Consider the following 23,353-nt stretch of genomic DNA (forward strand, 5'->3'; position numbering starts at 1 on the left):
CCTAGATCAGGGCGTCGCAGGTGATGGGGAGATCGCGCACCCGCACCCCGGTGGCATGAAAGACCGCGTTGGCCACCGCCGCCGCGGAACCGACGATGCCGATCTCCCCGGCGCCGCGCGATCCCATCGGGTTGGCGTGCTCGTCGACATCGTCGAGCGCGATCGCCTCGATGGCGGGAACGTCGGCGTGCGAACTGATGTGGTAGGTCGCGAAGTCGCGGGTCACGATGTGCCCGAAGCGCGGATCGCGCACGCTGTGCTCATGCAAGGCCATCGACAGGCCCATCGTCATGCCGCCGATCAGCTGTGAGCGCAGCGTCGTCGGGTTGATCACCCGGCCCACCGAGAACACCCCCAACATCCGGGACACGTGCACCTCGCCGGTGAACCGGCTGACCCGCGCCTCCACGAAATGTGCACCGAAGGAGTACATCCCGAACTTCTCGGCCTCCTCGTTCGCGTCGGCTGCCGACGCGGTGGTGTGCACGCCGACCTCGGGGTGCTCGCCGTGGTCATGCCGGAAGGACCGGGCCGCGGCGACGATGGCCCGCCCCCACGACGTGATGCCCGACGAGCCGCCGGCCACCGAGGCGCTCGGCAGCGCGGTGTCGCCGATCTGCAGGTCGACCGCGGCCAACTCGACGCCCAGGGCATCGGCGGCGATCTGCGCCAGGGCGGTCCATGCGCCGGTGCCGATGTCGACCGCGCCGATCTGCACGACGAACCGGCCGGGCGTGGCGTGCTCGATGCGGGCGGTGTTGCCGGGCATCACCATCGCCGGGTACACCGCCGACGCGACACCGGAGCCGGTCAACCATTCACCCTCGCAACGATTTCCGGGCTTGGGGTCGCGGCCGGCCCAGCCGAACCGTTCGGCCCCGGTCTGCAGGCACTCGATGAGCCGACGGTTGGACCACGGGTTGCCGGTCTCCGGGTCGACGGGCGGCTCGTTGCGGATGCGCAGTTCGATGGGGTCGATATCGCAGGCCACGGCGAGTTCGTCCATCGCCACTTCCAGCGCGAACATGCCGGGGCATTCACCGGGTGCCCGCATCCAGAACGGCACCGGGACATCCAGGGGCGCGAGTCGGTGCGAGGTTGCGCGGTTCGGCGCGGCGTACATCATCCGCGTCGGGGTCGCGGTCTGCTCGGCGTACTCCTTGACCGTCGCGGTTTGTTCCACCACGTCATGGCTGATGGCGGTCAGGCTGCCGTCCGGCATGGCGCCCAGGCGCAGATGCTGGATGGTCGGAGTGCGGTAGCCGACCATGTCGAACATCTGTTGCCGCGTCAGCGCCAGTTTCACGTGCCAGCCCGGAAGTCGTTGCGCGGCCATCACGGCCAGCACATTGTGCGAATGCGGGGCACCCTTGGAGCCGAACCCGCCGCCGACGTTCTTGGCGATTATCCGCACCTGCTCGGGGTCCAGGCCGAACGCCGAAGCGATCTCCTTACGCGCGGCGTGCACACCCTGGGTGGAATCCCACAGCGTGAGCTCGTCGTTGTCCCACAGTGCGATACAGGCGTGCGGCTCCATCGGGCTGTTGTGCTCGTGCGGGGTGGTGTAGGTGTTGTCGATGACGACGGCCGCCTCGCGCAGTGCGGCCTCGGCATCGCCCTGGGCGGTCACGGCCGGGTAGTCCGGGTTGACCTGCTCGGGGGTGTAGAGCTTCGGGTGCTCGGCGGTCAGTTCGGCGTCGACGGGTTGCTCGTCGTATTCGACGCGCACCAGCGACGCTGCCTGCCGGGCGGTTTCGGCGCTCTCGGCGAGCACACCGCCGATCAGCTGGCCGCGGTAATGCACGGCGGGGTCCTGCAGCACCGCGAGGTCACCGTTGGAGGCGTCGGCGAGCTTCGGGGCGTCGAATACGGTGAGCACCGCGGCCACGCCGTCGATGGCTGCCGCCGCGGAGGTGTCCATGGCGGTGATGCGGCCGTGGGCGATGGTGGCCTGGATCGGATGCAGGTACACCGGGTTCTCGACGCCGAACTCGAAGGCGTACGGCGCGGTGCCGGTGACCTTGGCCGGGCCGTCCAGGCGGGTGACGGCGGTGCCCATCACGCGGTGTGCCAGCGTCATCGTGCACGTCCTTCCACGACGGAGGTCAGGGTAGCCACGATCGTCCGCTTCGTCAGCTCCACCTTGAACTCGTTGCCGTCCAACGGTTTTGACTGTGCCAGTTCGGCGGCGGCGGCCTGTTCGAACGCCTCCGCGCCGGCCGGTGCGCCGATGAGCGTCCGCTCGGCGAGGCGGGCCCGCCACGGCTTGTGCGCGACGCCGCCGAGCGCGATGCGGGCGGAGCCGATGGTGCCGTCCTCGATGACCAGTTCGGCGGCCACCGAGGTCAGCGCGAAGGCATAGGAGGCGCGGTCACGGACCTTGCGGTACGTGGAGTGCGCGCCGGCCGGTGGTGCGGGGATCTCGACGGCGGTGATCAACGCACCGTGCGGCAGGGTGGTGTCGCGGTCGGGTTCGTCACCGGGCAGCCGGTAGAACTCGTCGATCGGCAGCCGGTGGTCACCGTCGGCATCCACGTAGACGATCTGCGCATCCAGCGCCGTCATCGCCACCGCCATGTCCGAGGGGTGCACCGCCACGCAGTGTTCGGAGGCGCCGAGGATGGCGTGATAACGCACATAGCCGCCGATGGCCGAGCAACCGGTACCGGGTTCGCGCTTGTTGCACGGCGTGCTGACGTCCTGGAAGTACACGCAGCGGGTGCGCTGCAACAGGTTTCCGCCGGTGGTTGCCAGATTGCGCAGCTGGCCGGACGCGCCGGAGAGCAGCGCGCGGGCCAGCACCGGGTAGTTCCCGCGCACCACCGGGTGGGCGGCCAGATCGGCGTTGCGCACATCGGCGCCGACGCGCAGTGACCCGTCGGGCTGCACGTCGATGTCCTGCAGCGGGAAGAGGTGCCCGACGTCGACCAGCAGGGAGGGTTGTGCGACACCGAGTTTCATGTGGTCGACCAGGTTGGTGCCGCCGGCCAGGAACATGGCGTCGGGGTGCTCGGCGAGCGTGGTGACCGCGTCCTCGACGCTGGTGGCGCGGTGATAGTCGAAGGGAATCATCGTGCCGCCGTCTGGATCGCGCCGACGATGTTCGGGTAGGCCGCGCAGCGACACAGGTTGCCGCTCATGCGTTCCCGGATTTCCTCAACGGTGAGCTCGGGGGTGGCTTCCAGGTCGTCGCTGACGTGGCTGGGCGCACCGGATTTGACCTCGTCGAGCATGCCGACCGCCGAGCAGATCTGTCCAGGCGTGCAGTACCCGCACTGAAACCCGTCATGGTCCAGGAAGGCCTGCGCGACCGGGTGCAGCGCGTCGTCCTCGCCGAGGCCGGCGGCGGTGACGATCTCCGCGCCGTCGTGGGCGACGGCCAGACCGAGGCAGGTGGTGGCGCGGCGGCCGTCGATCAGGACGGTGCACGAGCCGCACTGGCCGTGGTCGCAGCCCTTCTTGGGGGCGGTCACGCCGAGGTGCTCGCGCAGCAGATCCAGCAGGGTGGTGCGGTTGTCGATGCGAACCGTGCGGTCGGTGCCGTCGACGTGCACGGTGACCTCGGTGAAGTGGGCTGACTCCATGGCGGGTGGTTACCCGGATGGATTGCGGCGAAACTCGGGCCCTGAGAAGCCGGCGGCGGCGAAGTTGGTACCTGTTTCAGTACCATATCAGGTACGATCGGCAGCATGCCTTCGTTGAACCTCGACTTTGACGACGCCGAGATGGACCTGATCCGCGCGGCTGCACGCGCCGATGACCTGTCGTTGAAGAAGTTCGTGCACGCCGCGGTGATGGAGCGCGCCAGTATGCACAAGCGCAGGGTCGCGGAGGCCGCCCGCGTAGTGGCCGAGCGTTCGGCCGAGCTCAACCGCCGTCTGGCATGACGGAATACCTCGACCGCGAGGATGTCTTGACTGCGGGCTCGATTGCCTTCGGTGCGGAGCTTCAGGTCCGGGACTACGGACTGCTCGACGCCGCGATTGCCCGGCCGCAGGCCACGGTGTTCGGCGTCGATGCCTACCCGGCCATCTGGGACAAGGCTGCGGCGCTGCTGCAGTCCTTGGCGCGCAACCACGCGTTGGTCGACGGGAACAAGCGAACGGCCTGGGCGGCGGCGTGGACGTTCCTGCACATCAACGGTTTTGAACTGGCCGCAGACTTCGACGTGGATCGGGCCGAGGATCTGATGAACGAGGTAGCTACCACCGAACGTGGACTCGATGACATCGCCGCGGCTCTGACCGGCTTCGCGACTACCCCTCCGCGGCAGCCACCAGCGACCGGAGCGTGATCTCCGGGTTGTCCCGCTGGAAGCCCTGCAGCCGCCACGGCGTGGAGAACAGCACCAGCATGACGCCGTCGCTGCGGGTCAGCACCTCCGCGGAGACCTGCTTGTTCATGAAGTCGGCGTCCTTGGGGTCGACGATGCGCGCCACCTGATAGGGCAGCGACTCCAGCGCGATCGGGGAGCCGATCTCGGCAGCCATCCGGTGCTGGGCCACCTCGAACTGCATCGGCCCGACGGCGGCGAACACCGGGGCCTGCTCACCGCGGCGGTCCGAGCGCAGCACCTGCACCACACCCTCCTGGTCCAGCTGCTCGATGCCCTTGCGGAACTGCTTGTGCTTGCTCGGATCGGTGCCGCGCGCCACCGAGAAGTATTCCGGGGAGAAGCTCGGGATCGGCGGATAGACCACGGGCACATCGCGATACAGCGTGTCGCCGGGGCGCAGCACCGCGGCGTTGGCCAGCCCGATCACATCGCCGGGCCACGCATCGTCGAGCGTGGAGCGCTGCTGGCCGAACACCGACTGCGCGTACTTGGTGACGAACGGCTTACCGGTGCCGGCGTGGGTCAGCACATCGCCGCGCTCGAACGTGCCCGAGCACACCCGCGCGTACGCGATGCGGTCACGGTGCGAGGAATCCATCCCGGCCTGCACCTTGAACACGAACGCGCTGAACGGTGACTCGACCGGCCGCGGCGTCCCGTCCACGTCGACGATGGGCCCCGGCGAGGGCGCCAGCTCGACCAGCACGTCGAGCAACTGGTTCACGCCGAAGTTCAGCGCCGCGGAGGTGAACAGCACCGGGGAGGACTCGCCGGTGCGGAAGGTGTCCGGATCGAAGTCGGAGCCGTCCATCGACAGCAGCTCGGATTCCTCGACCGCGGTCTCCCAGTCGGTGCCGGCGGCCGCCAGCGCGTCGTCGGCCGGGATGTGTTCCTCTGGCGCCGCGGTGGCACCGCCGGCGGTGCGGGTGAACCGGATGTAGTGGCCCTTGCGGCGGTCCATCACGCCCTTGAAATCGCCGGCGATGCCGACCGGCCAGGTCAGGGGAGTGGTGCGCAGCCCGATGCGCTCGTGGATCTCGTCCATCAGCTCCAGGGCATAACGGCCCGGGCGGTCCCACTTGTTGATCACCGTGATGATCGGGATGCCGCGGTGCTTACACACCTGGAACAGCTTCAGGGTCTGCGGCTCAAGGCCTTTCGCGGCATCGATGAGCATCACCGCGGCGTCGACGGCGGTGAGCACCCGGTAGGTGTCCTCGGAGAAGTCGGCGTGGCCGGGGGTGTCGAGCAGGTTGATGACGCAGTCGCGGTACGGGAACTGCAGCGCGGTCGAGGTGATCGAGATACCGCGGGCCTTCTCCATCTCCATCCAGTCCGACACCGTGGAGCGCCGCCCCGCCTTGCCGTGGATGGCGCCCGCCTCGGTGATGACCCGCGCATGCAGGGCCAGCGCCTCGGTCAGCGTCGACTTACCGGCGTCGGGGTGGCTGATCACGGCGAAGGTGCGCCGCCGGGCGGCCTCCGCGGTGACGCGGGCGGCGGACTTGGTGTCGGCGGTGGTCAGGGTGTTCTCGGTCATCTCGCCTCCGATGATATTTGCCCAGGTGGCGAAACGGATAATCGCCGGAGAATGCTCACCCACCTGCAGCGACGTTGATTCCTTCAAGATCACCCCAAAGGCCTGCGGGTTTTGTCACGATGACGCGATGAGGAAAAAGAGCTGGTTGATCTTTGCGGGTCTGCTGGCCGTTCTTCTCGTCGCCGCCGTGGCGGTGGCGCCGTGGGCGTACAAGACCTATGTCGAACGACCGCCCGACGCGCCCCTGGCGCTGCCGCCCGGCGCCGGTCCCGCGAGCACCGACGTCGACGGATCCTGGACGGTGCAACCCGGATCGTCGGCCGGCTACCGCGTCCAGCAGCAGCTGCTCTGGCTGATGGTGGACGTCAACGGGCGCACCGATGCCGTCACCGGCGGCGCTGAGATCCGCCAATCCCAGCTGGTGTCGGCCAAGTTCACCGTCGACGTCGCGGCCCTCGACTCCGGGCGCCCGGGCCGCGACGAACGCTTCCGCAGCACCGACGCGCTGGACACCGCGGCGTTCCCGACGGCGACGGTGAGCATGAACATGCCCGTCGATCTGGCCGCGGTGCCCGCGGACGGCAGCCCGGCGCGGCTCGAGGTGCCCGTGCATCTGACGCTCAAGGGCGTGACGCGGGTGGTGAGCGCGCAGATCGACATCCAGCGCAACGGCGACCGCGTCGACGTCGCCGGGACCATCCCGATCAGATTCTTCGACTTCAATGTGGATCCGCCGCGGCCGCCCGCCTCGTTATTGGAGGTGCAGCCGGTCGCGACCATCGAATTCCTGGTGCACCTGGCCAAGGGCTGACTCAGCGGCGGAACCGGGCCAGCACGCGCCCGAGCAGCCCACCCGATTCCGGGGCCGGGGGCCGGCGGCGCACGTACGGCCACGGTGCGTTGCGCTCCGGCACCGCGGCGGCCCGTACCTGCTTGAGCTGCATGCGCAGCAGCGCCCGCAGCTCGTGCAGCGCCGGGTCCTCCCAGCGGTTCACTGCCTCGGCGGGATCGCCGGTCAGGTCATAGAGCTCCCACTGATCGTCGAGCACATCGCTGCGGTAGCGCTGGGCGCCGCTGCCGGTGTAGGCCAGCTGCCGGACCCCTGGCTCGGTCCAGGTACCCGGATCGTCGAAGGTGCGCACCACCTTCCACAGCCGGTCATCGGCGCGCACCACCAGACCCTCGAAGTTGCCGGCGACCTGCACCGGTACCCGGATGCGCAGCGGTGCAGGGGGATTGACGTCCCGACCGAGCTGGCGCGCCAGCCCGGACGCCCCGGTGTCGCCTTCGAGCACATTGTCGCGGGTCAACAGATACACCGCGCGGTCTTCATCGGCCGGGCCGCCGTCCACGACGGGCATCAGGTCGTGTCCGGGGAGCGGATGCACCTCGCTGAACTCGGCGGCCAACTGCGCAGCGACCGCGGGCACGTCGACGCCTGCCGCACCGAGCAGCGTCGGCACCAGATCCACATGCGAGGTGGGCGCGGTGACCGTGCGTGCCGTCGTCGCCCCCGCGCCGATTCGGGCGATCACGAACGGCACCCGGGTCGCCTCGTCGTAGAGGTTGAACCACTTCTGGTGCAGCCCGCCGTGCGCACCCAGCAGTTCCCCGTGATCGGAGGTGCGCACCAGCACCGCGTCGGTGGAGCCCGCGGTGACGGCGCGGCGCACCCGGTCCAGCGGGCCGTCGACCTCGGCGTGCAACCGGTAGTACAGGTCGCGGTACTCCTGCGCCTTACGGCGATAGGTCCGGGCGACCGACGCGGCGGGCCCGTAGCCGGAGTAGTAGGCATCGCGGAACGCCGCCTGCGCGGCCGGCTTGCTGCGCAGATCCTCGTTCGCGGTCGGCGCGGCCGGCACCTGCGGGGGATCCAGCGGCGAGGCCTTCAGCGGGCTGCGCCGCGACCACGCCGGAAACAGCACGATGTCATGGGGATTGACGAAGCTGGCGACCAGCAGGAACGGCCGCAAAGCCGCGGCATCACCGGCGCGGCGCCGGGCATACCGGTCCTCCAGCCACGCCACGATCCGGTCCGCGAACAGCGGGTCGCGCCGAAAACCACTGTTGGCCAGGGCCGCTCCGTGCGGCTCGGGCCCCACCCAGCCGGAGAACCCGTAGGGCGCCAGTGGGTCCGCGTCGAGATAGGCCTGCACGGCGGCCTGGTCGACGACCCCCTTGCGGTCATTGGTGGCCAGGATCTTGCCGGTCGCCGGGTCCTCCAGGTCGGCATGCGAGATGTGCCACTTGCCGTCGTAGTGGGTGTCGTATCCGGCTGCGCGGAACCAGTTTCCGAGTGTGGGCACCTCACCGGGGCGCAGCCAGCGCAACCGCGAATCGTCGTAGCGCTTGCCCAGGCCGTCGGTCTGGGTGACGCCGTGCAGGTCGGGGTAGTGCCCGGTGAACAGCGTCGGCCGGCTCGGTACGCAGGCCAGCGACCCGGTGTAGTGCCGGGTGAAGCTGACGCCGTGCTCGTCGAACCAGCGCCGCCCGCTCAGCGTGCGCTGCCGCCAGGCCAGCACGTCGGGCGACTCGTACGGGGGGACCGCGCGTTCCTCGTCGGTCATCAGGATGACGATGTCGGGTTGACTCACCCGTCAAATTGAACACCAGATTGTTGGGATCGGTAGCGAATGCGCCCGGCTGTACTTGCGCCATGACGACGCCAGAGCGGCGGCGCACCCCGAAAGGACAACCGATGAACGTGATCCCCGCCCAGCTGCAGGACCTGACCAAGCGTGTCGAGAAGACCCCGGCCCTGATCATCGCCCTCTTCAGCGGCCTGACCGCGCTGTGGTCGGTGTACCGGCTGCTGTGGCTGGTCTACGCGGGCTTCGCGCTGTCCACCTTCGGGTTGTCCCCGATCTCGCTGATCATCTCCTTCGTGGTGTGGACCGTGGTCGCGGTGGCCGCCGGCCTGGCCGCATTCGCCTTCTGGACCCGCTACAGCGCCGTCGAGGGCGAGCAGCCCGAGCAGTAAGCGCACGTCAGCACCGGCGGCGAGGAACTTCGGGTTCCCGCCGCCGGTCGTTTGGCAGACTGTGCAGATGTCGACGCAGCCGCCCGAACCGCCGCGTGACCCGGCGACCCGGCGGATACCGCGACCGCCGCGCCCCGAGCTCCCGGTCCAGCGGCCACCGCGTCCCGAGCCGCCGACGCAACGCCTCCCGCGTCCCGAGCCGCCCACCCAGAAGATCCGGGTCCCCGACCCGGTGACCCAGCAGATCCGCACGCCACCGCCGCCGCCACCGGCGCCGCCGGTGCGGCCGCCCGGGATGGCGCCCCCGCCGCCCCCGGCCGCACGCAACAAGCAGAGCATCGTGCTGATCGCCGTCATCGTGGTGGCGGTGCTGGTCGGCGGACTCGCCGCCGCAGAGCTCTACGCCCGGCACCGGGCCGGCACCGTGCTCTCCGGTATCACCGACTGCCTGGTCGAGGACACCGCCGATGTGTCGTACTCGGTGACGCCGCCGTTCCTGTGGCAGTACCTCACCGACCACTACTCCGACATCTCGGTCATCACCACCGGGGACCGGGTGCAGGAAGCCAAGGGCATGACCGCCGATGTCACGCTCAGCGATATCGACCTGCAGCCCACCGCCGACGCGAAGGGCACCATCGGGTCGGTGACGGCCACCCTGGACTGGACCGCGGACGGGATCAAGCAGACCGTCGCCGAGAACCTGCCGGTCGTCGGCGACCTCGTCACCGATGTGCGCACCGACGCGGCCGCGGGCACCCTGATCATGGACGCCACCGGTGGCACCACCATCACCGCACGCCCGGAGGTCAACGCCGGCAATCTGGAGCTCAACGTCGTGGACGTCACCGGGCCGTTCGGCAGGGACGCCGTGCAGACCGCGCTCAGCGAGCTGACCACCACGCTGAATGACAACTACCCGCTGGGGATCAAGGCCGACAGCGTCGCGGTGACGAGCACCGGTGTGACCGGGAAGTTCTCGTCCACCGACGCGGCGATCCCGACCGGGGAGAGCGACTCCTGCTTCGAGGCGCTCTAAGCCCGCGACCGCAGCGCATCGCGTGTGCGCAGGTAGATGTAGCGCTCGGTGTGGTCGGGCAGGGCGTCGATCACCAGCCAGCCCAGATCCCGCAACAGATCAGCGGCGTTCACCGCCAAATATGGAAAGCGTTGCGCAGCAAGATAATCGCAGTTCACTCCCACTTTCTGGGCCGGCCATCCCATGGCGATGACGGCTTCCCGGAACCCGTCGGTGACGTGAATCTGGGTGTGGGTCGGGCGCAGCCCACCGTCGGAGAGAATGAGGCGAACCCTGGTCTCTTCGGGTGTCCGGGCACCGGGGTCGATGTCGGCGATGGCCTCCTTCGCCCCGTTGATTCCACGTGAGCGCGGGTAGCGCTCGGCCAATCGCAGGATGTCGTCCTTCGAGATGCGGGCTTGCCGGGCGAGTTGGTCCATGAGTGCGACGGCGATATCGCGGTCATGGTGGCGCGCCAGGTCCAGTGCGGTGCGAGCCGGACTGGTGACCGCCAGAGGTCCCACGACGGTGATCTCATCGACCGCGATCCGCTCATTGCGGACGATCAGACCCGGCGGATGCCTGCTCTTGAGCGCGATCAGTTCGACGGGTTCCGCGGTGACAGCCCACGGGTCCAGATACAGGCCGGCGGCGGTGCGCCCCGCAATGACACCGGATTGCCCACACCACACCCAGGCCGCGTGAGCCCGGTCTTCCAGGGTGAGTTCGAGACCTTTGTGGACGTATACGTTCGGCAGGACTCGGGTGTAGCGAGATCGGAGCTCGCCGCGGGACACGGCTCTGCTCGCGATGGCTTCACTGCCCAGAAATGCGTACATGGCGACATGCTCGCCAGCGGTACCGACACGTGTGGGTCCCTCTGCCCCAGATCGAGGTGAGGGTTGTGGATAACAGGGTGCCTGGGTGATTTACGACCGTGGGCTCGATGTGGGCCAGAGGGTGTTGACCACAGTATGGGAGGAGGCCGGCGCCGCAGCAGTGAACACTTTTCCGAATCTGCCTAGTCCGGTGGGGCCGTCGTGTTACACACGACGGAAGGGACGCCGGCCACAGGGAGTGCATCGTGTTCGATCTACTGATCACCGGCGGCACCGTCGTCGACGGCACCGGGGCCGACCGGTTCACCGCCGACGTCGCCATCAAGGACGGCAAGATCGTCGAGGTCCGCCGGCGTGGGCCGAGCGACCCCGTGCTGCAGGCCGACGCCGCCGAGACCATCGATGCGACCGGCAAGATCGTCGCGCCCGGTTTCGTCGACATCCACACCCACTACGACGGCCAGGTCAGCTGGGACGACCTGCTGGAACCGTCGAGCAACCACGGCGTCACCACGATCGTCGCCGGCAACTGCGGAGTCGGCTTCGCGCCGGTGCGCCCAGGCCAGGAACAGTGGCTGATCGAACTGATGGAGGGCGTCGAGGACATCCCGGGCACCGCGCTCACCGAGGGCATCACCTGGGGCTGGGAGACCTACGCCGAATACCTCGATGTCATCGGCCGCCGCGAACTCGCCGTCGACATGGGCAGCCAGATCGCGCACGGCACCGTGCGCGCCTACGCCATGGGGGAGCGCGGCGCCCGCAACGAACCGGCCACCCCCGACGATATCGCCGCGATGAGCCGGATCGTCCAGGAGGCCATCGAGGCCGGCGCACTGGGCTTCTCGTCATCGCGCACCCTGGCTCACCGCGCGATGGACGGCGAACCCGTACCCGGAACCTTCGCCGCCGAGGACGAACTGTTCGCGCTCGGCCGGGCCACCGCGGCCGGCGGCGGCGCGGTGTTCGAACTCGCCCCGCAAGGTGCCGCCGGCGAGGACATCGTCGCGCCCCGAAAGGAATTGGAGTGGATGCGCCGGCTCGGCGAGGAGATCGACTGCGCGTTGAGCTTCGCCCTCATCCAGGTCGACGCCGACCCCAACCTGTGGCGGGAACAGCTCGACCTGTCCGCGGCCGCGCACCAGGCCGGAAGCCGGCTCTACCCGCAGGTCGCGGCCCGCCCGTTCGGCATGCTGCTCGGCTTCCCGGGCCACCACGCCTTCACCCACCGGCCCACCTACCGCAAGCTCAAGGCCGCGCTCAGCCGCGAGGAGCTGGCCGCCCGGCTCGCCGAACCCGCTGTGCGCGCGGCGATCCTGTCCGAGGAGGACCTGCCGCTCGACCCCAACGTGCTCTTCGACGGCATGTTCGCGCTGGCGCAGTACTCGGGCGACCGGCTCTACTCGCTGGGCAACCCGCCGGACTACGAGCCCACCGCCGAGCGCACGGTGTCCGCGATCGCCAAGGCGCGCGGCGAGGATGTGCTGACCACCATGTACGACCTGATGCTGGAGGCGGACGCCGCCACCATGCTGATGCTGCCGATGTTCAACTACGCCGAGGGCAATCACGACGCGATCCGCGAGATGCTGACCCACCCCGCCGGGGTGCTCGGCCTGTCCGACGGCGGTGCGCACTGCAGCATGATCTGCGACGCCTCCTACCCGACGTTCCTGCTCACCCATTGGGCGCGCGACCGGCACCGCGGCGATAAGCTGCCGCTGGAGTACGTGATTCGCAAACAGTCCCGCGACACCGCGCAACTGTTCGGGCTGACCGACCGCGGCGTGATCGAGATCGGAAAGAAGGCCGATGTCAACGTGATCGACCTCGACGCGCTGACGCTGCACGCCCCGCGGATGGCCTATGACCTGCCCGCCGGCGGTCACCGCCTGGTCCAGGGCGCCTCCGGCTACACCGCCACCATCGTCAACGGTGTCATCACCCGCCGCGACGGGGTCGACACCGGGGCGCGTCCGGGCCGGCTGGTCCGCGGGAGCCGCTGATGCGCGGACTCGCGGTCACGTTGGCGGCCTTGGCGGTTGCCGCCGCGCCGGTGGCGGGCGCCGATGTGCTCAGCCCGCTGCACCCGCTGGTCGACGCCGCCGCGCAGCGACTGCTGACCGCCGAACCGGTGGCGGCCAGCAAGTATCTGATGGGCGGGCCGATCGAGGATCCGCAGCGCGAAGCGCAGGTCCTCGACACCGTGGCCACCGCGGCCCAGGCCCAGGGCGCCGACCCGGCCTATGTCCGCGACGTGTTCCGCGACCAGATCGACGCGACGGTGTCGTTGCAGTACAGCCTGTTCGGCGACTGGAAGGTCGACCCGGCCGCCGCGCCGGCAAGCGCCCCGGACCTGGCGTCGACGCGGGCAACCATCGACGGCCTCAACCAGACCATGGTCGCCGAGATCGCCCAGCGGTGGCCGGACCTCCAGGCCCCGACCTGTCGCGCCGAGCTGGGCGCCACCATCGACGAGGTGGCCGTGAACCGGGGGCTGGACCCGCTCTACCGGCGCGCGCTGGAATACGCCACCCACGACTACTGCCGCTGAGCCGAGCTACAGCACATCCTTGATGGCGTTCTTGAGCGCCTCGGCCTCGGTGCCGAACACCGCCTGCACGTTGCTGCCGACCTCGATCACCCCGGCTGCACCCAGACTCTTCAGCCGGGCCTGATCGACCTTGGCCGGGTCGGCGACCTCCATCCGCAGCCGGGTGATGCAGGCGTCGACATTGACCAGGTTCTCCCGGCCGCCGAACGCCGCGATGACCTGCTCGGCCTTGGTATCGGCGCGCGCCGGTGCCGCGACGGTGGCGACCGTGGTGGTGGACTCGCCGGCGTCGCCGAGGTTGGCGGCCTGCTCGGCCTCGAATTCCGCCTCGGGTTCGCGGCCCGGGGTACGCATGTTCCATCGGGTGATCGCGAACCGGAACAGCAGGTAGTAGATGACGAAGAACGCCACGCCCATCCCGATCAGCAGCGGGATGTTCTTGGCCGCCGGTGCGGTGCCGTACAGCAGCAGATCGATCAGGCCCGCGGAGAACGAGAAGCCCAGATGGATGTCGAGCATGTAGGCGATCGCCAGCGACAGACCGGTCAGCACCGCGTGGATGACGTACAGCGGGAACGCCACGAACATGAAGGCGAACTCCAGCGGCTCGGTCACGCCGGTGAGGAACGCCGTCAACCCCGCCGCGGACAGGATGCCGACCGCGACCTTGCGTTGCTTCTTGTTGGCCACATGGATCATCGCCAGTGCCGCGGCGGGCAGACCGAACATCAGGATCGGATAGAACCCGGCGGTCAGGTGCCCGCCGGTGGGGTCGCCCGCGGCGAACCGGGTCAGCTCGCCGGTGACCACACCCTCGGGGGTGTCGTAGTCGCCGTAGAGGAACCAGATGTAGGAGTTCGGGATGTGGTGCAGGCCCACCGGTATGAGCATGCGGTTGGCGAACCCGTAGACGAACGCACCCAGCGCGCCGGCGCCGCCGATGAACTGGCCCAGCCCGGTCAGCCCGGCGTCGAAGATCGGATAGAAGTAGCTCATCGCAAACGAGACGAACAGGCTGGTCAGCGAGACCACGATCGGGACGAACCGGCGGCCGCCGAAAAAGCCGAGATAGGACGGCAGTTCGATGGTGTGGTACTTGTCGAACAGCCACGCGGTCAGCAGGCCGATCACGATGCCACCGAACACGCTGTAGTTGATCTGCGCCTGTTCGCCGGCCTTGTCGAGCACCCCGTCGAGCACGAACGGCGACATGGTCTCGAAGACCTTGTCCATCACCAGGTAGCCGACCACGGCGGCCAGCGCAGTGGAGCCGTCGGCCTTCTTCGCGAACCCGATCGCCACACCGACGGCGAACAGCAGCGCGAGGTTGTCGAACAGCGCGCCGCCGGCGGCGCTCATGGCCTGGAAGAACGGCCCGATGACGGGTGCTTCGATGCGGCCCAGCAGGTCGGGCTGGCCCAGCCGCAGCAGGATGCCCGCCGCAGGCAACACCGCGATCGGCAGCATGAGGCTCTTGCCGAGCCGCTGCAATTGCGCGAATCCCGGAATACTGCGACTGCTTTGACGTTTCGTCGACCCACCCATGCGGGGAGCTTAAACGAGAAGCGGCGAAGCCAAGACCATGTTGGGCGACGCTCGTAGTGTTGGGACCATGACGACGACAGTGATCGCCCCGGTGGCCGGGCGCGCGGTGGCCCTCGGCGATGTACCCGACCCGGTGTTCGCCCAGGGCATGGTGGGTTACGGCGCCGCGATCGACCCGCCGCGCGAGGTCATCACCGCGGTCGCGCCGGTCGGCGGCCGGCTGCTCAAGCTGATGCCGCACGCCTTTGTCGTGCTGACCGCCGACAACGTGGGCGTGCTGGTGCATCTGGGTCTGGACACCGTCGCACTCGACGGGGAGGGTTTCACCACTCACCTGCAGCAGGGTGAGCAGGTCCGCGCCGGGCAGCCGGTGATCACCTTCGACGTCCCGGCGATCGTCGCCAAGGGACTCGACCCGATCGTGCCCGTCGTGGTGATGGACGAGCGCGAAGCCGCCAACATCTCGGTGACCGCCGCGCTCGACGCCGCGATCGCGTCCGGCGACGAGCTGTTCGTGTCGAACCGCTGATGGAGGTCATCATCGTCGGCGGTCCGCCCGAGATCGGCACCCTGGCCGCCGACGCAATCAGCGCGCTGCTGCACCGCAAGCCCGACGCCGTCCTCGGGTTGGCCACCGGATCCTCCCCGCTGGCGATCTACGACGAACTCGTGACCCGTTGTGCGGCAGGGCAGATCTCCTTCAGACAGGTCCGCGGCTTCACCCTCGACGAGTACGTCGGCCTACCCGCAGAACACCCCGAGCGCTACCGCAACGTCATCGACAACGTGTTCGTGTCCCGGGTGGATTTCGCGCCCGGCGCGGTGCAGGGCCCCGACGGGCTGGCCGCCGACATCCCGGCCGCCTGCACCGCCTACGAGGAAGCCATCCGCGCGGCCGGCGGCATCGACCTGCAGATCCTCGGCATCGGCACCGACGGTCACATCGGCTTCAACGAACCCGGGTCGTCGCTGGCCTCGCGCACCCGCATCAAAACCCTGACCGCACAGACCCGTTCGGACAACGCCCGATTCTTCGACGACGATATCGACGCGGTGCCCACCCACTGCCTGACCCAGGGGCTGGCCACCATCCTCGATGCCCGCCACGTCGTGCTGGTGGCCACCGGCCGGCAGAAGGCCGAGGCCGTGCACCACCTCGTCGAGGGCGCGGTGAGCGCGATGTGGCCGGGATCGGTGCTGCAGCATCACCCGCATGTGACGGTGTTGCTCGACGATGCCGCCGCGCGCCGGCTGCAGCTGGCCGACTACTACCGCGAGACGCACCGCTCCAAACCCGACTGGCAGGGCATCTGAGTGTTGCTGGCCGCTGACACCCTGCTGACGGGCGCGGACCTGTTGCGGCCCGGCTGGATTGACGTGGCCGAGGGGACGATCCGCGCCGTCGGTGCCGGGGCGCCACCGGGTCCCGCGGACCATCAGCTCGCCGTCGTGGTGCCCGGGTTCGTCGACACCCACCTGCACGGCGGCGGCGGCGCGAACTTTTCCGCCGCCTCGGCACAGGAGACCGCCACCGCGGCCGCGCTGCACCGCAGGCACGGCACCACCACGCTGATCGCCTCGCTGGTGACCGCCGCTCCCGACGAATTACTGCGGCAGGTAAGCAGTTTGGCCCCCGATGTCCGGGCCGGTGTGCTGGCCGGCATCCATCTGGAAGGCCCGTGGCTCTCTGTGCACCGCTGCGGGGCGCACCAGCCCGCGCTCATGCGTGACCCCAACCCGGCCGAGATCGACCGGGTGCTGGCCGCCGCCGACGGTGCCATCGCGATGGTGACGCTGGCCCCCGAACGCGACGGTGCGCCGGCGGCCATCGCACAACTCACCGCGGCCGGGGTGGTGGCCGCGGTCGGTCACACCGAGGCCGGCTACGCGCAGACCCGCTCGGCCATCGACGCCGGCGCCACCGTCGGCACCCACCTGTTCAACGCGATGCGTCCGATCGACCGGCGCGAACCCGGCCCGGTTGTCGCGCTGCTGGAGGACGCCCGGGTGACCGTCGAGCTGATCACCGACGGTGTGCACATCGACCCGGCCATCTACCGGTTCGTCACCCGAAGCGTTGGCGCTCAGCGGGTCTCGCTGATCACCGACGCCATGGCGGCCACCGGGATGTCCGACGGCCGCTACGAACTGGGCCCGCTCGGGGTGGATGTGGTCGACGGGGTGGCCCGGGTCGCCGGCACCGACACCATCGCCGGCAGCACCGCCACCATGGACCGGGTGTTCCGATTCGCCGTGGCGCACAGCGGGTTGGCGCGCGATGAGGCGCTGCTGCAGGCCGTCGCCCAGTCCTCGATCAACCCGGCCCGCGCCCTCGGGCTCCCGGCGAACACGCTGACGGCCGGCGCCACCGCCGATCTGGTGGCGCTGGACCGCGATCTCGCCGTCACCGGTGTGCTGCACCGCGGGGCGTGGGTATAGCGCGGACTCACAGCGCCGGGCAGGTACCCCCGAGCGCGCAGGGCAACACGGCATCCATCCAGCCGTGGTTGTTCTGCATCGTGGCCAGCAGCCACGCCCCGAGCGCGACGACCGAGAACGCGCCGGCGGCGCCCAACGCGACCACCAACACCAGCAGCGCGATACCGGCCGCCGAACCGCTCGCCATCAGCCGCACGGCACGCACCACCACGTCGATGATCCGTACCATGAACATCAGCACCATGGGGTCACTGTATTCGCGGGCGCCGGGAAATCAAGATGCCGCTGAGCAATGGCACGTTCGGGGCGCCGGTCAACGGTCTGGGACCGTTTGGAGCATGATGGGCACATGCCCGACGAACCCGAACTCAATGTGCTGGGCGGACCGCTGGAGCCGTGCGGCACCGACCCGGTGACCGGCTTCTACCGCGACGGCTGCTGCTCGACGGGCCCCGAAGACGCGGGCCTGCACACCATCTGCGCGGTCGTGACGGCCGAATTCCTGGAACATCAGCGCTCGATCGGCAACGACCTGAGCACGCCGATGCCCCAGTACCGGTTTCCCGGACTGACACCGGGGGATCGCTGGTGTGTCACCGCGGTGAACTGGCTGCGCGCCTATCAGGACGGCTGCGCCGCCCCGGTGGTGATGGCGTCCACCCACGAGAACACCCTGCAGGTCGTCCCGCTGGAGGCGCTCGCCGAGCACGCCGTCGACGTTCCCGACGATGCCAGCGATCTCTAGGTGATGTAGCGGTTGCGCCAGCGCTCGAATCGGTTGCGCGGCCGCCCAACCCCGGAGAGCACCTCGCTCATCGGTGCGGCCGCCGACGCCTTGACGCGTCTGGGTGGTCCGGCCGGGGTCGCCTCCTCCCACCAGATCGGTTGCAGCAGAGCCGAGGTGATCGGAATGGCCCGCTCGACGCGTTTGTGCCCCCAGGCGCAGGCCCGGTCGATCGAACCCCGCGACGGCGCCAGGTTCACCGGCGACAGGGTGGGTGAGAACCGGACGATGTGGTCGGAGTAGGGCAGGTTGCGCACCATCTGCAGCTGGATGGCCTGCGCGATCGGCGCCAGCCACAGATGCCGCGGATCCCACTGCGGGTGGAAACAGTCGAAGGCCAGATAGCAGGCGTTGCGGGTGCCCAGGCGGCCATCCCGGATCCGCTTCCACGCCAGCTCCACCGGCACATTGCTGGCCGTGCCGCCGTCGACGATCGCCGCGACATCGTGGGTCGCCAGCACCGCGTCCAGGATCGGGACCATCCGTGGGTCCCGGGTCTCATGGTGCAGCACGCCGGGAATGGCCGACGAGAATGATGCGGCGTCAACGACATTGACGTCGCGGGTCAGATCGTCACCGCCGATGACGATCGCCTTGACCACCCGCGAATCGATGAAGGCCGCGGCCTGCCACAGCCGGGCCGCCACCTCGGGCCCCATACCGATGGGCAGGAAGGGCAGGGTGCGCAGCTTGAGCACGGCGAGTTCCTGATGGCGGAACTTGGCGGGCAGCGCGGCGAACGATTGCCTGCGCACCCCGGCGATCACCGCGTCGAACGGGATGCCCAGATCCGACATCCGCAGCTGCTCACCGTCGGGGCGGGTGAACAGCGCGTGCGCGAACTGGTCGAAGCGCAGGGAGAACACCCCGGTCAGCCCATGCCTGCGGCGCAGCTGTTCGGGCCCCAGAATCGACCGGTAGGACACCGTCTTGGCCCACGCCACATACTCCTGGATCGGCACCGGCAACGACCGCGCCATCACCGAACCGATCACCGACCCGATGGACGAGCCGATCATGTAATCGGGCACCTGCCCGGCCTCCAGCAGCCGCTGCATCCCGCCGATGTAGACGAAGCCCGCGCCACCGCCGCCGCCGAGTACGGTCACCAACTTCTTGTTGCCGACCTCCGCGTCCAGTTCGCGCAGTGAGAAATCACTGCCGTGGCGGTCGGCCAGCGAACGCCGCTGCGTGTCCTGGTCCGCGGCGAGCACAGTCAGCACCTCGCGCGCCGCGGTCAGCGCGCTCACCCCGTGTTTCTGCTCACGCAACGGTGCGTGCAGGGCGTCGACCACCCGGGACTGCCAGCCCCTCAGCTCCGAACCGACCGCCACGTCGCCGCGCCCACGCGTCCCGCCGGGGCCGGCCGCACCCGGTTCGAAGTCGGCCAGCTTGGCGAAGTTGAGCAGGTAGCGCAGCTTGCGGACCTGCTCGGCGTTCAGCACGTCCGGGTGGGCCAGGTTCAGCCGGACCAGCCGGTTCTCCATCTTCTGCAGCGCCAGCGCCGGTTCACCGGAGGGCAGGTCCGCCCCGAGTGCCTCGGCGTTCTCCTGCTCTTCGGCGGAGTCGGCCGGCTCGGCGTCGGCGAACGGGGTCTGCACAGTCAGACACTCTAAGTGTCGAGGCTCAGTCCTCGGAGCGATCCCGACCACCGACGAAGGCCAGCAGCGCCGGGTCATCGGAGACGAGCCGCTCGACTTCCTCCCCGCCGTCGCACCGCAGCAGCGCGATGGTGAGCCGATCCGCGGTCCGGGACACCACCTGCCAGTGCGCGCCGGAGTCTTCCCAGCGGCGGAGTTCTTCGACCGGGTCGCGCGTCATGTACCTACTATGGCAATGCGGAGCTGGTCGGGGAAGCATGCCGGTGTAGAGCACTCCAACTTCGGGCGGTTAGGTAGGGTCGCATATCAAATGATCGACATTGACGAGGCACTGCCGATTCTTCCGCGCGAGCTCACCGACATCCCGGACGCGGTGCGCCGGGTCGGCCCGCCGCAGATACCCCATATCGCCGCGCCGTACGCTGCGCGGCCGGTCGACCCGGACACCGATGCCGAGCTGATCTCGGAGTGGATGAACCTTCCGCATCTCGCGGAGGCCTGGGAGTACGCCTGGCCGCCGGAGCGCTGGCGGCTCTACCTCAAGGCCCAGCTGGCCGGGTCGTTCTCCCGGCCGTTCCTCACCAGTCGCAAGGGTGAGGACATCGGCTACGTCGAGCTGTACCGGGCCGCAAAGGATTCCATCGCCACCCGCTATGACGCCGACCCGCATGATCTCGGCATGCACGCCGCGATCGCGGACACCAAACTGGTGAACCGGGGGATCGCGCCGCTGATGCTGCCGCGGCTGATGAAGGACATGTTCGCCCTGGAACCCGAGTGCCGGCGCATCATGTTCGATCCCGACCACCGCAACATCGGTGCGCGCCGGCTCGTCGAGTACGTGGGCGCCACCTTCCTCGGCGAGCACCAGATGGCCAATCGCACGATGGCGCTCTACGTCTTTCCGCGCACTCCCGAGGACATCCCCGCGCACAAGTAACGCCGCCGGCGCTACGAAGCGGTGCCCATCATCGCTTCGTAGCCGTCGTGATCCGGCTTCATCGCGGCCGCGACCAGCTCCCACAGCACCTCGTCGGTGCCGCCGCCCACGCGCGCCAGCTTCATATCGCGCCACCACTGGCCCAGTGGTGTCTCATCGACCAGATAGCCTGTGCCGCCGAAGATGTGCATGCATTCGGAGACCACTTCCTCACCCAGTCGCGCCGCGCACACCTTCATGGCGGCCGCGGTGCGCAGGTCGAGTTTCCCCCCTGCGGCGATCCCGGTGAGCGCGTGGCGCAGCATGTCCACCCGTGCCTGCAGGTCGGCCATCCGCATCCGCAGCGCCTGATGCTCGTACAGCGTGTGCCCGAACTGGCTGCGGGTCATCATGCGGGCCAACGTGATTCCCAGCACCCGCTGGCAACTGCCGGCGATCTGGCCGGCGACCGACATCCGCTCGTGGGCCAGCCCCCAGGAGATGGCGGCCAGGCCGATACCCGCCCTGGCCACCAGCGCATCGGCGGGCACCCAGGTATCGATGTGCACCGCCGCAGTGTCCAGCGGTCCGGCGCCGACCTTGTTGTAGGGCTGCTGCACCCGCACGCCCGCATCATGCAGCGGGATGGCGATGACGACGACGTTGCCGTGCCTGCTGTCCGGATTGTTGTCGACATTGCGGGCCACCGCCATCACGTAATCGGCGATAGGGGAGAGCGAGACGAACTTCTTGATGCCCTTGACCTCGAACCCGTCGCGCACCGAGCGCACCTTGGTCTCGACGATCTGCAGGTCCGATCCGCCGGACTCCTCCGAGGCGCCGACGCACAACACGACCTCGCCGCGGATGGCCTTCTCGGTGATGTCGCGCAGATGCTCGGAGCGGCCGAACCGGCGCAGCAGCGCGATGGCCGAGTCGTGCAGGCTGACCCCGACGGCGATACCGGCCGATCCCAGCTTGCCCAGTTCCAGCGCCAGCGCGATCACCTTGGCCACGTCGGGCTGCTGCGAATCACCCCACTTGGCGGCGAAAACCCCTTCGGCGCCTAGGTATTCGATGAGCTCGCGGGGGAACTTCCCGGTGCGCTCGGCTGCGGCGGTCCAGGCCCGGACCTGGTCGTCGAAGACCCGGTCCAGCAGCTCCTGGAACTCCGCCAGCGATGTCGGTTCGGCGGTGTCGATGGTGGCGGTCACTGTCCGGCGCTCTCCAGGTTGCGTTTGACTTCGAGCCGGCGCAGCTTGCCCGAGGAGGTTCTGGGCAGCGATCCGGGTCGCATGAAGACGACTTCGGCCGGTACGACGCCACATTCGGAGGCGACCAGCTCGACCAGCGCGGTGCGGGCGGCCGGCTCGTCGGCGCCCTTGAACTCCGCGGCGATCACCAGACCGGGGCGGGTGGCCGGTCCGTCGGTGCCGACGGCGACGACGGCACCGGCCCGGACACCGTCGACCTGGGCGGCCACGGTCTCGATCTCGGTGGGGAAGATGTTGCGCCCGGCGACGGTGATGATCTCCTTGGCGCGCCCGCAGATGACCAGGCTGCCGTCCAGGAAGTAGCCGATATCCCCGGTGGGGAACCAGTTTTCGCGATCCACGGTGCCCTCGCCCAGGTAACCGCTCATCATCGAGGTGCCGCGGATCTCCACCTCGCCGACCTCGCGGTCGGCGACATCGCCGGAAAACCGTTCGTGGGGTGCGATGCGGATCTGCATACCGGGGATGGCCTCACCCAGCACCGCGTGCTTGCGGACGTAGCCACCGTCATCGGTGACGATGTTGATCTCGTCGACCTGCAGACCGTGCCCGGGTACCGGAACCGCTACCGCACAGTTGGATTCGGCCAGGCCGTAGGACGGGGCCAGCGCGCCGGGGTCGAGTCCGAACTTGGCCATCTCGGCGGCGAAGCGCCGGCTGCCGTCGCAGTCGACGGGCTCGCCGCCGTTGAGTGCGAAGCGCAGATTCGAGAAGTCGGCCTCGCTGATCAGGCCGGCGTACTTGCCGACGATGTTGTAGGCCATGTTCGGCGCCGCGGTCAGCGAGGCCCGGCTCTCGGTGAGCCACTTGATCCAGCCGAACGGTGATGCGGAGAACGCCGATGTCGGCGCCTGCCACAGCTCGGCGCCGGCCAGCGCCATGGTGAGCACGAAGGACAGGCCCATATCGTGGTAGAGCGGCAGCCAGGAATGGCCGCAGTCGGCGTCGGTGACCCCGACGCGCTGCACGAGTGCGCCGATGTTGGCCAACACGGCCTCCGGCGAGAGTTGCGCCGTGCGTGGGGTTCCGGTGGAGCCCGCGGTGCCCTGCAGCACGGCCGTCCCGGTGCCGGTCACCACGCCGCTGTGGGTCGTGGAGCGCTGCGCGTGCGCGACCGCACCGACATCGTGCACCGCGATGGCACTCTGCACGCCGGCCAGCTCACGCAGCGGCGCGCCGTGGCTGAACACGGTGCGCACCCCGACCCGGTCGAACCGTTCCATGGTGGCGCGGGCCCAGCGCTTCGGGTCGGCACCGCGCACCGGTCCGGGCAGGATCGACACGGCGGCACCGGCCAGGAAGGCGCCGGGGATGGCGGCGATGAACTCCGCGGTGGGATCGCCGACGAGGCCGATCGTGGCGGCGCCGTCATCGCAGATGCGGGCGGCGACATTCTCGGCGCGCGAGTGAATCTCACCCCACGGGTGACGGGTCCAGGTGCCTGCGCCGGTGTCGAGCACCGCCAGCGCGCGGTCCGTGGAGGTCATCGCATGGGTCAGCGCCTGCGCCAGCCCCCATGGCGCC

24 protein-coding genes are annotated in these 23,353 nt (G+C 69.2%); 12 read left to right on the top strand and 12 right to left on the bottom strand.

Annotation, left to right across the window (positions count from 1 at the left end):
- Nucleotide 1: 1 nt before the first annotated feature.
- From C6A86_RS08925 to C6A86_RS08935, 3 genes are read right to left on the bottom strand one after another with little or no spacing between them, the layout of a single operon-like run.
- Complete coding sequence (locus tag C6A86_RS08925; protein WP_105362731.1) at nt 2–2,080, bottom strand: xanthine dehydrogenase family protein molybdopterin-binding subunit; 2,079 nt, start codon at nt 2,078–2,080, stop codon at nt 2–4.
- Complete coding sequence (locus tag C6A86_RS08930; RefSeq protein WP_105362732.1) at nt 2,077–3,072, bottom strand: xanthine dehydrogenase family protein subunit M; 996 nt, start codon at nt 3,070–3,072, stop codon at nt 2,077–2,079. Before C6A86_RS08930 ends, C6A86_RS08925 begins: the two co-directional genes overlap by 4 nt.
- Nucleotides 3,069–3,584: a 2Fe-2S iron-sulfur cluster-binding protein gene (locus C6A86_RS08935; RefSeq protein ID WP_105362733.1), complete on the bottom strand. Its 516-nt coding sequence runs from the start codon at nt 3,582–3,584 to the stop codon at nt 3,069–3,071. Before C6A86_RS08935 ends, C6A86_RS08930 begins: the two co-directional genes overlap by 4 nt.
- Nucleotides 3,585–3,689: 105 nt before the next feature.
- On the opposite strand from C6A86_RS08935, the gene C6A86_RS08940 reads away from it, so the two are divergent.
- Together C6A86_RS08940 and C6A86_RS08945 are read left to right on the top strand one after the other, a co-directional pair.
- Nucleotides 3,690–3,887 carry an antitoxin Phd gene (locus C6A86_RS08940; protein ID WP_105362734.1) on the top strand — a complete coding sequence of 66 codons (198 nt, stop codon included), beginning with the start codon at nt 3,690–3,692 and terminating at the stop codon, nt 3,885–3,887.
- Nucleotides 3,884–4,294, top strand: a complete 411-nt coding sequence (locus C6A86_RS08945) for a type II toxin-antitoxin system death-on-curing family toxin (protein ID WP_105362735.1) — start codon at nt 3,884–3,886, stop codon at nt 4,292–4,294. Before C6A86_RS08940 ends, C6A86_RS08945 begins: the two co-directional genes overlap by 4 nt.
- Here the strand turns inward: C6A86_RS08945 and C6A86_RS08950 are convergent.
- Nucleotides 4,257–5,876, bottom strand: a complete 1,620-nt coding sequence (locus C6A86_RS08950; protein WP_105362736.1) for a peptide chain release factor 3 — start codon at nt 5,874–5,876, stop codon at nt 4,257–4,259. The genes C6A86_RS08945 and C6A86_RS08950 overlap by 38 nt on opposite strands.
- Nucleotides 5,877–6,003: 127 nt before the next feature.
- Between C6A86_RS08950 and C6A86_RS08955 the strand changes: the two genes are divergently transcribed.
- Nucleotides 6,004–6,687: a YceI family protein gene (locus C6A86_RS08955; RefSeq protein ID WP_158263250.1), complete on the top strand. Its 684-nt coding sequence runs from the start codon at nt 6,004–6,006 to the stop codon at nt 6,685–6,687.
- Between the two features lies 1 nt (nt 6,688).
- Here the strand turns inward: C6A86_RS08955 and C6A86_RS08960 are convergent, their stop codons facing one another.
- On the bottom strand, nt 6,689–8,443 hold the full coding sequence (locus C6A86_RS08960; protein ID WP_105362741.1) for a sulfatase-like hydrolase/transferase: 1,755 nt from the start codon (nt 8,441–8,443) through the stop codon (nt 6,689–6,691).
- A 131-nt stretch (nt 8,444–8,574) separates the two neighbouring features.
- Between C6A86_RS08960 and C6A86_RS08965 the strand changes: the two genes are divergently transcribed.
- On the top strand, nt 8,575–8,856 hold the full coding sequence (locus C6A86_RS08965) for a hypothetical protein (RefSeq protein WP_105362738.1): 282 nt from the start codon (nt 8,575–8,577) through the stop codon (nt 8,854–8,856).
- Between the two features lie 67 nt (nt 8,857–8,923).
- A complete protein-coding gene (locus C6A86_RS08970) occupies nt 8,924–9,895 on the top strand; it encodes a DUF2993 domain-containing protein (RefSeq protein WP_105362739.1) in 972 nt (323 codons plus the stop codon).
- Here C6A86_RS08970 and C6A86_RS08975 read toward each other — a convergent pair.
- Nucleotides 9,892–10,713, bottom strand: coding sequence for a hypothetical protein (locus C6A86_RS08975; protein ID WP_105362740.1), 822 nt, complete (start codon nt 10,711–10,713; stop codon nt 9,892–9,894). The genes C6A86_RS08970 and C6A86_RS08975 overlap by 4 nt on opposite strands.
- Before the next feature lie 245 nt (nt 10,714–10,958).
- On the opposite strand from C6A86_RS08975, the gene C6A86_RS08980 reads away from it, so the two are divergent.
- Both C6A86_RS08980 and C6A86_RS08985 read left to right on the top strand, forming a co-directional pair.
- The gene (locus C6A86_RS08980; protein WP_311101090.1) at nt 10,959–12,719 is read left to right on the top strand and encodes an amidohydrolase family protein; all 1,761 of its coding nucleotides are present in this window, start codon (nt 10,959–10,961) and stop codon (nt 12,717–12,719) included.
- Complete coding sequence (locus C6A86_RS08985; protein WP_105361598.1) at nt 12,719–13,267, top strand: chorismate mutase; 549 nt, start codon at nt 12,719–12,721, stop codon at nt 13,265–13,267. The genes C6A86_RS08980 and C6A86_RS08985 overlap by 1 nt, the downstream gene beginning before the upstream one ends.
- Nucleotides 13,268–13,273: 6 nt before the next feature.
- Here C6A86_RS08985 and C6A86_RS08990 read toward each other — a convergent pair whose 3' ends face one another.
- Complete coding sequence (locus tag C6A86_RS08990; RefSeq protein WP_105361597.1) at nt 13,274–14,812, bottom strand: PTS transporter subunit EIIC; 1,539 nt, start codon at nt 14,810–14,812, stop codon at nt 13,274–13,276.
- A 67-nt stretch (nt 14,813–14,879) separates the two neighbouring features.
- On the opposite strand from C6A86_RS08990, the gene C6A86_RS08995 reads away from it, so the two are divergent.
- From C6A86_RS08995 to nagA, 3 genes are read left to right on the top strand one after another with little or no spacing between them, the layout of a single operon-like run.
- Nucleotides 14,880–15,341 carry a PTS glucose transporter subunit IIA gene (locus C6A86_RS08995; protein WP_105361596.1) on the top strand — a complete coding sequence of 154 codons (462 nt, stop codon included), beginning with the start codon at nt 14,880–14,882 and terminating at the stop codon, nt 15,339–15,341.
- Entirely contained in the window at nt 15,341–16,126 is a 786-nt protein-coding gene (gene nagB, locus C6A86_RS09000) for a glucosamine-6-phosphate deaminase (RefSeq protein ID WP_105361595.1), read from the top strand. The genes C6A86_RS08995 and nagB overlap by 1 nt, the downstream gene beginning before the upstream one ends.
- Nucleotides 16,127–17,251: an N-acetylglucosamine-6-phosphate deacetylase gene (nagA, locus tag C6A86_RS09005; RefSeq protein ID WP_105361594.1), complete on the top strand. Its 1,125-nt coding sequence runs from the start codon at nt 16,127–16,129 to the stop codon at nt 17,249–17,251.
- A gap of 7 nt (nt 17,252–17,258) precedes the next feature.
- Here nagA and C6A86_RS09010 read toward each other — a convergent pair whose 3' ends face one another.
- Complete coding sequence (locus C6A86_RS09010) at nt 17,259–17,495, bottom strand: hypothetical protein (RefSeq protein WP_311101091.1); 237 nt, start codon at nt 17,493–17,495, stop codon at nt 17,259–17,261.
- A 105-nt stretch (nt 17,496–17,600) separates the two neighbouring features.
- Between C6A86_RS09010 and C6A86_RS09015 the strand changes: the two genes are divergently transcribed.
- Nucleotides 17,601–17,996: a DUF2237 family protein gene (locus C6A86_RS09015; RefSeq protein ID WP_105366058.1), complete on the top strand. Its 396-nt coding sequence runs from the start codon at nt 17,601–17,603 to the stop codon at nt 17,994–17,996.
- On the opposite strand, the gene C6A86_RS09020 is transcribed toward C6A86_RS09015, so the two are convergent.
- The gene (locus C6A86_RS09020) at nt 17,993–19,636 is read right to left on the bottom strand and encodes a patatin-like phospholipase family protein (protein ID WP_233213242.1); all 1,644 of its coding nucleotides are present in this window, start codon (nt 19,634–19,636) and stop codon (nt 17,993–17,995) included. The genes C6A86_RS09015 and C6A86_RS09020 overlap by 4 nt on opposite strands.
- A gap of 25 nt (nt 19,637–19,661) precedes the next feature.
- Nucleotides 19,662–19,856 (bottom strand): hypothetical protein, encoded by a 195-nt coding sequence (locus C6A86_RS09025; protein ID WP_105366059.1) that lies wholly within the window; start codon nt 19,854–19,856, stop codon nt 19,662–19,664.
- Nucleotides 19,857–19,946: 90 nt separating this feature from the next.
- Here C6A86_RS09025 and C6A86_RS09030 point away from each other — a divergent pair, with 90 nt between their 5' ends.
- Nucleotides 19,947–20,576: a GNAT family N-acetyltransferase gene (locus C6A86_RS09030; RefSeq protein WP_105366060.1), complete on the top strand. Its 630-nt coding sequence runs from the start codon at nt 19,947–19,949 to the stop codon at nt 20,574–20,576.
- Nucleotides 20,577–20,587: 11 nt separating this feature from the next.
- Here the strand turns inward: C6A86_RS09030 and mbtN are convergent, their stop codons facing one another.
- Nucleotides 20,588–21,769: a mycobactin biosynthesis acyl-ACP dehydrogenase MbtN gene (gene mbtN, locus C6A86_RS09035; protein ID WP_105366061.1), complete on the bottom strand. Its 1,182-nt coding sequence runs from the start codon at nt 21,767–21,769 to the stop codon at nt 20,588–20,590.
- Nucleotides 21,766–23,340 carry a long-chain-fatty acid--ACP ligase MbtM gene (gene mbtM / locus C6A86_RS09040; RefSeq protein WP_105366096.1) on the bottom strand — a complete coding sequence of 525 codons (1,575 nt, stop codon included), beginning with the start codon at nt 23,338–23,340 and terminating at the stop codon, nt 21,766–21,768. Before mbtM ends, mbtN begins: the two co-directional genes overlap by 4 nt.
- Nucleotides 23,341–23,353 lie beyond the last annotated feature (13 nt).

Source organism: Mycobacterium sp. ITM-2016-00316, from assembly GCF_002968335.2.
GTDB lineage: Bacteria > Actinomycetota > Actinomycetes > Mycobacteriales > Mycobacteriaceae > Mycobacterium.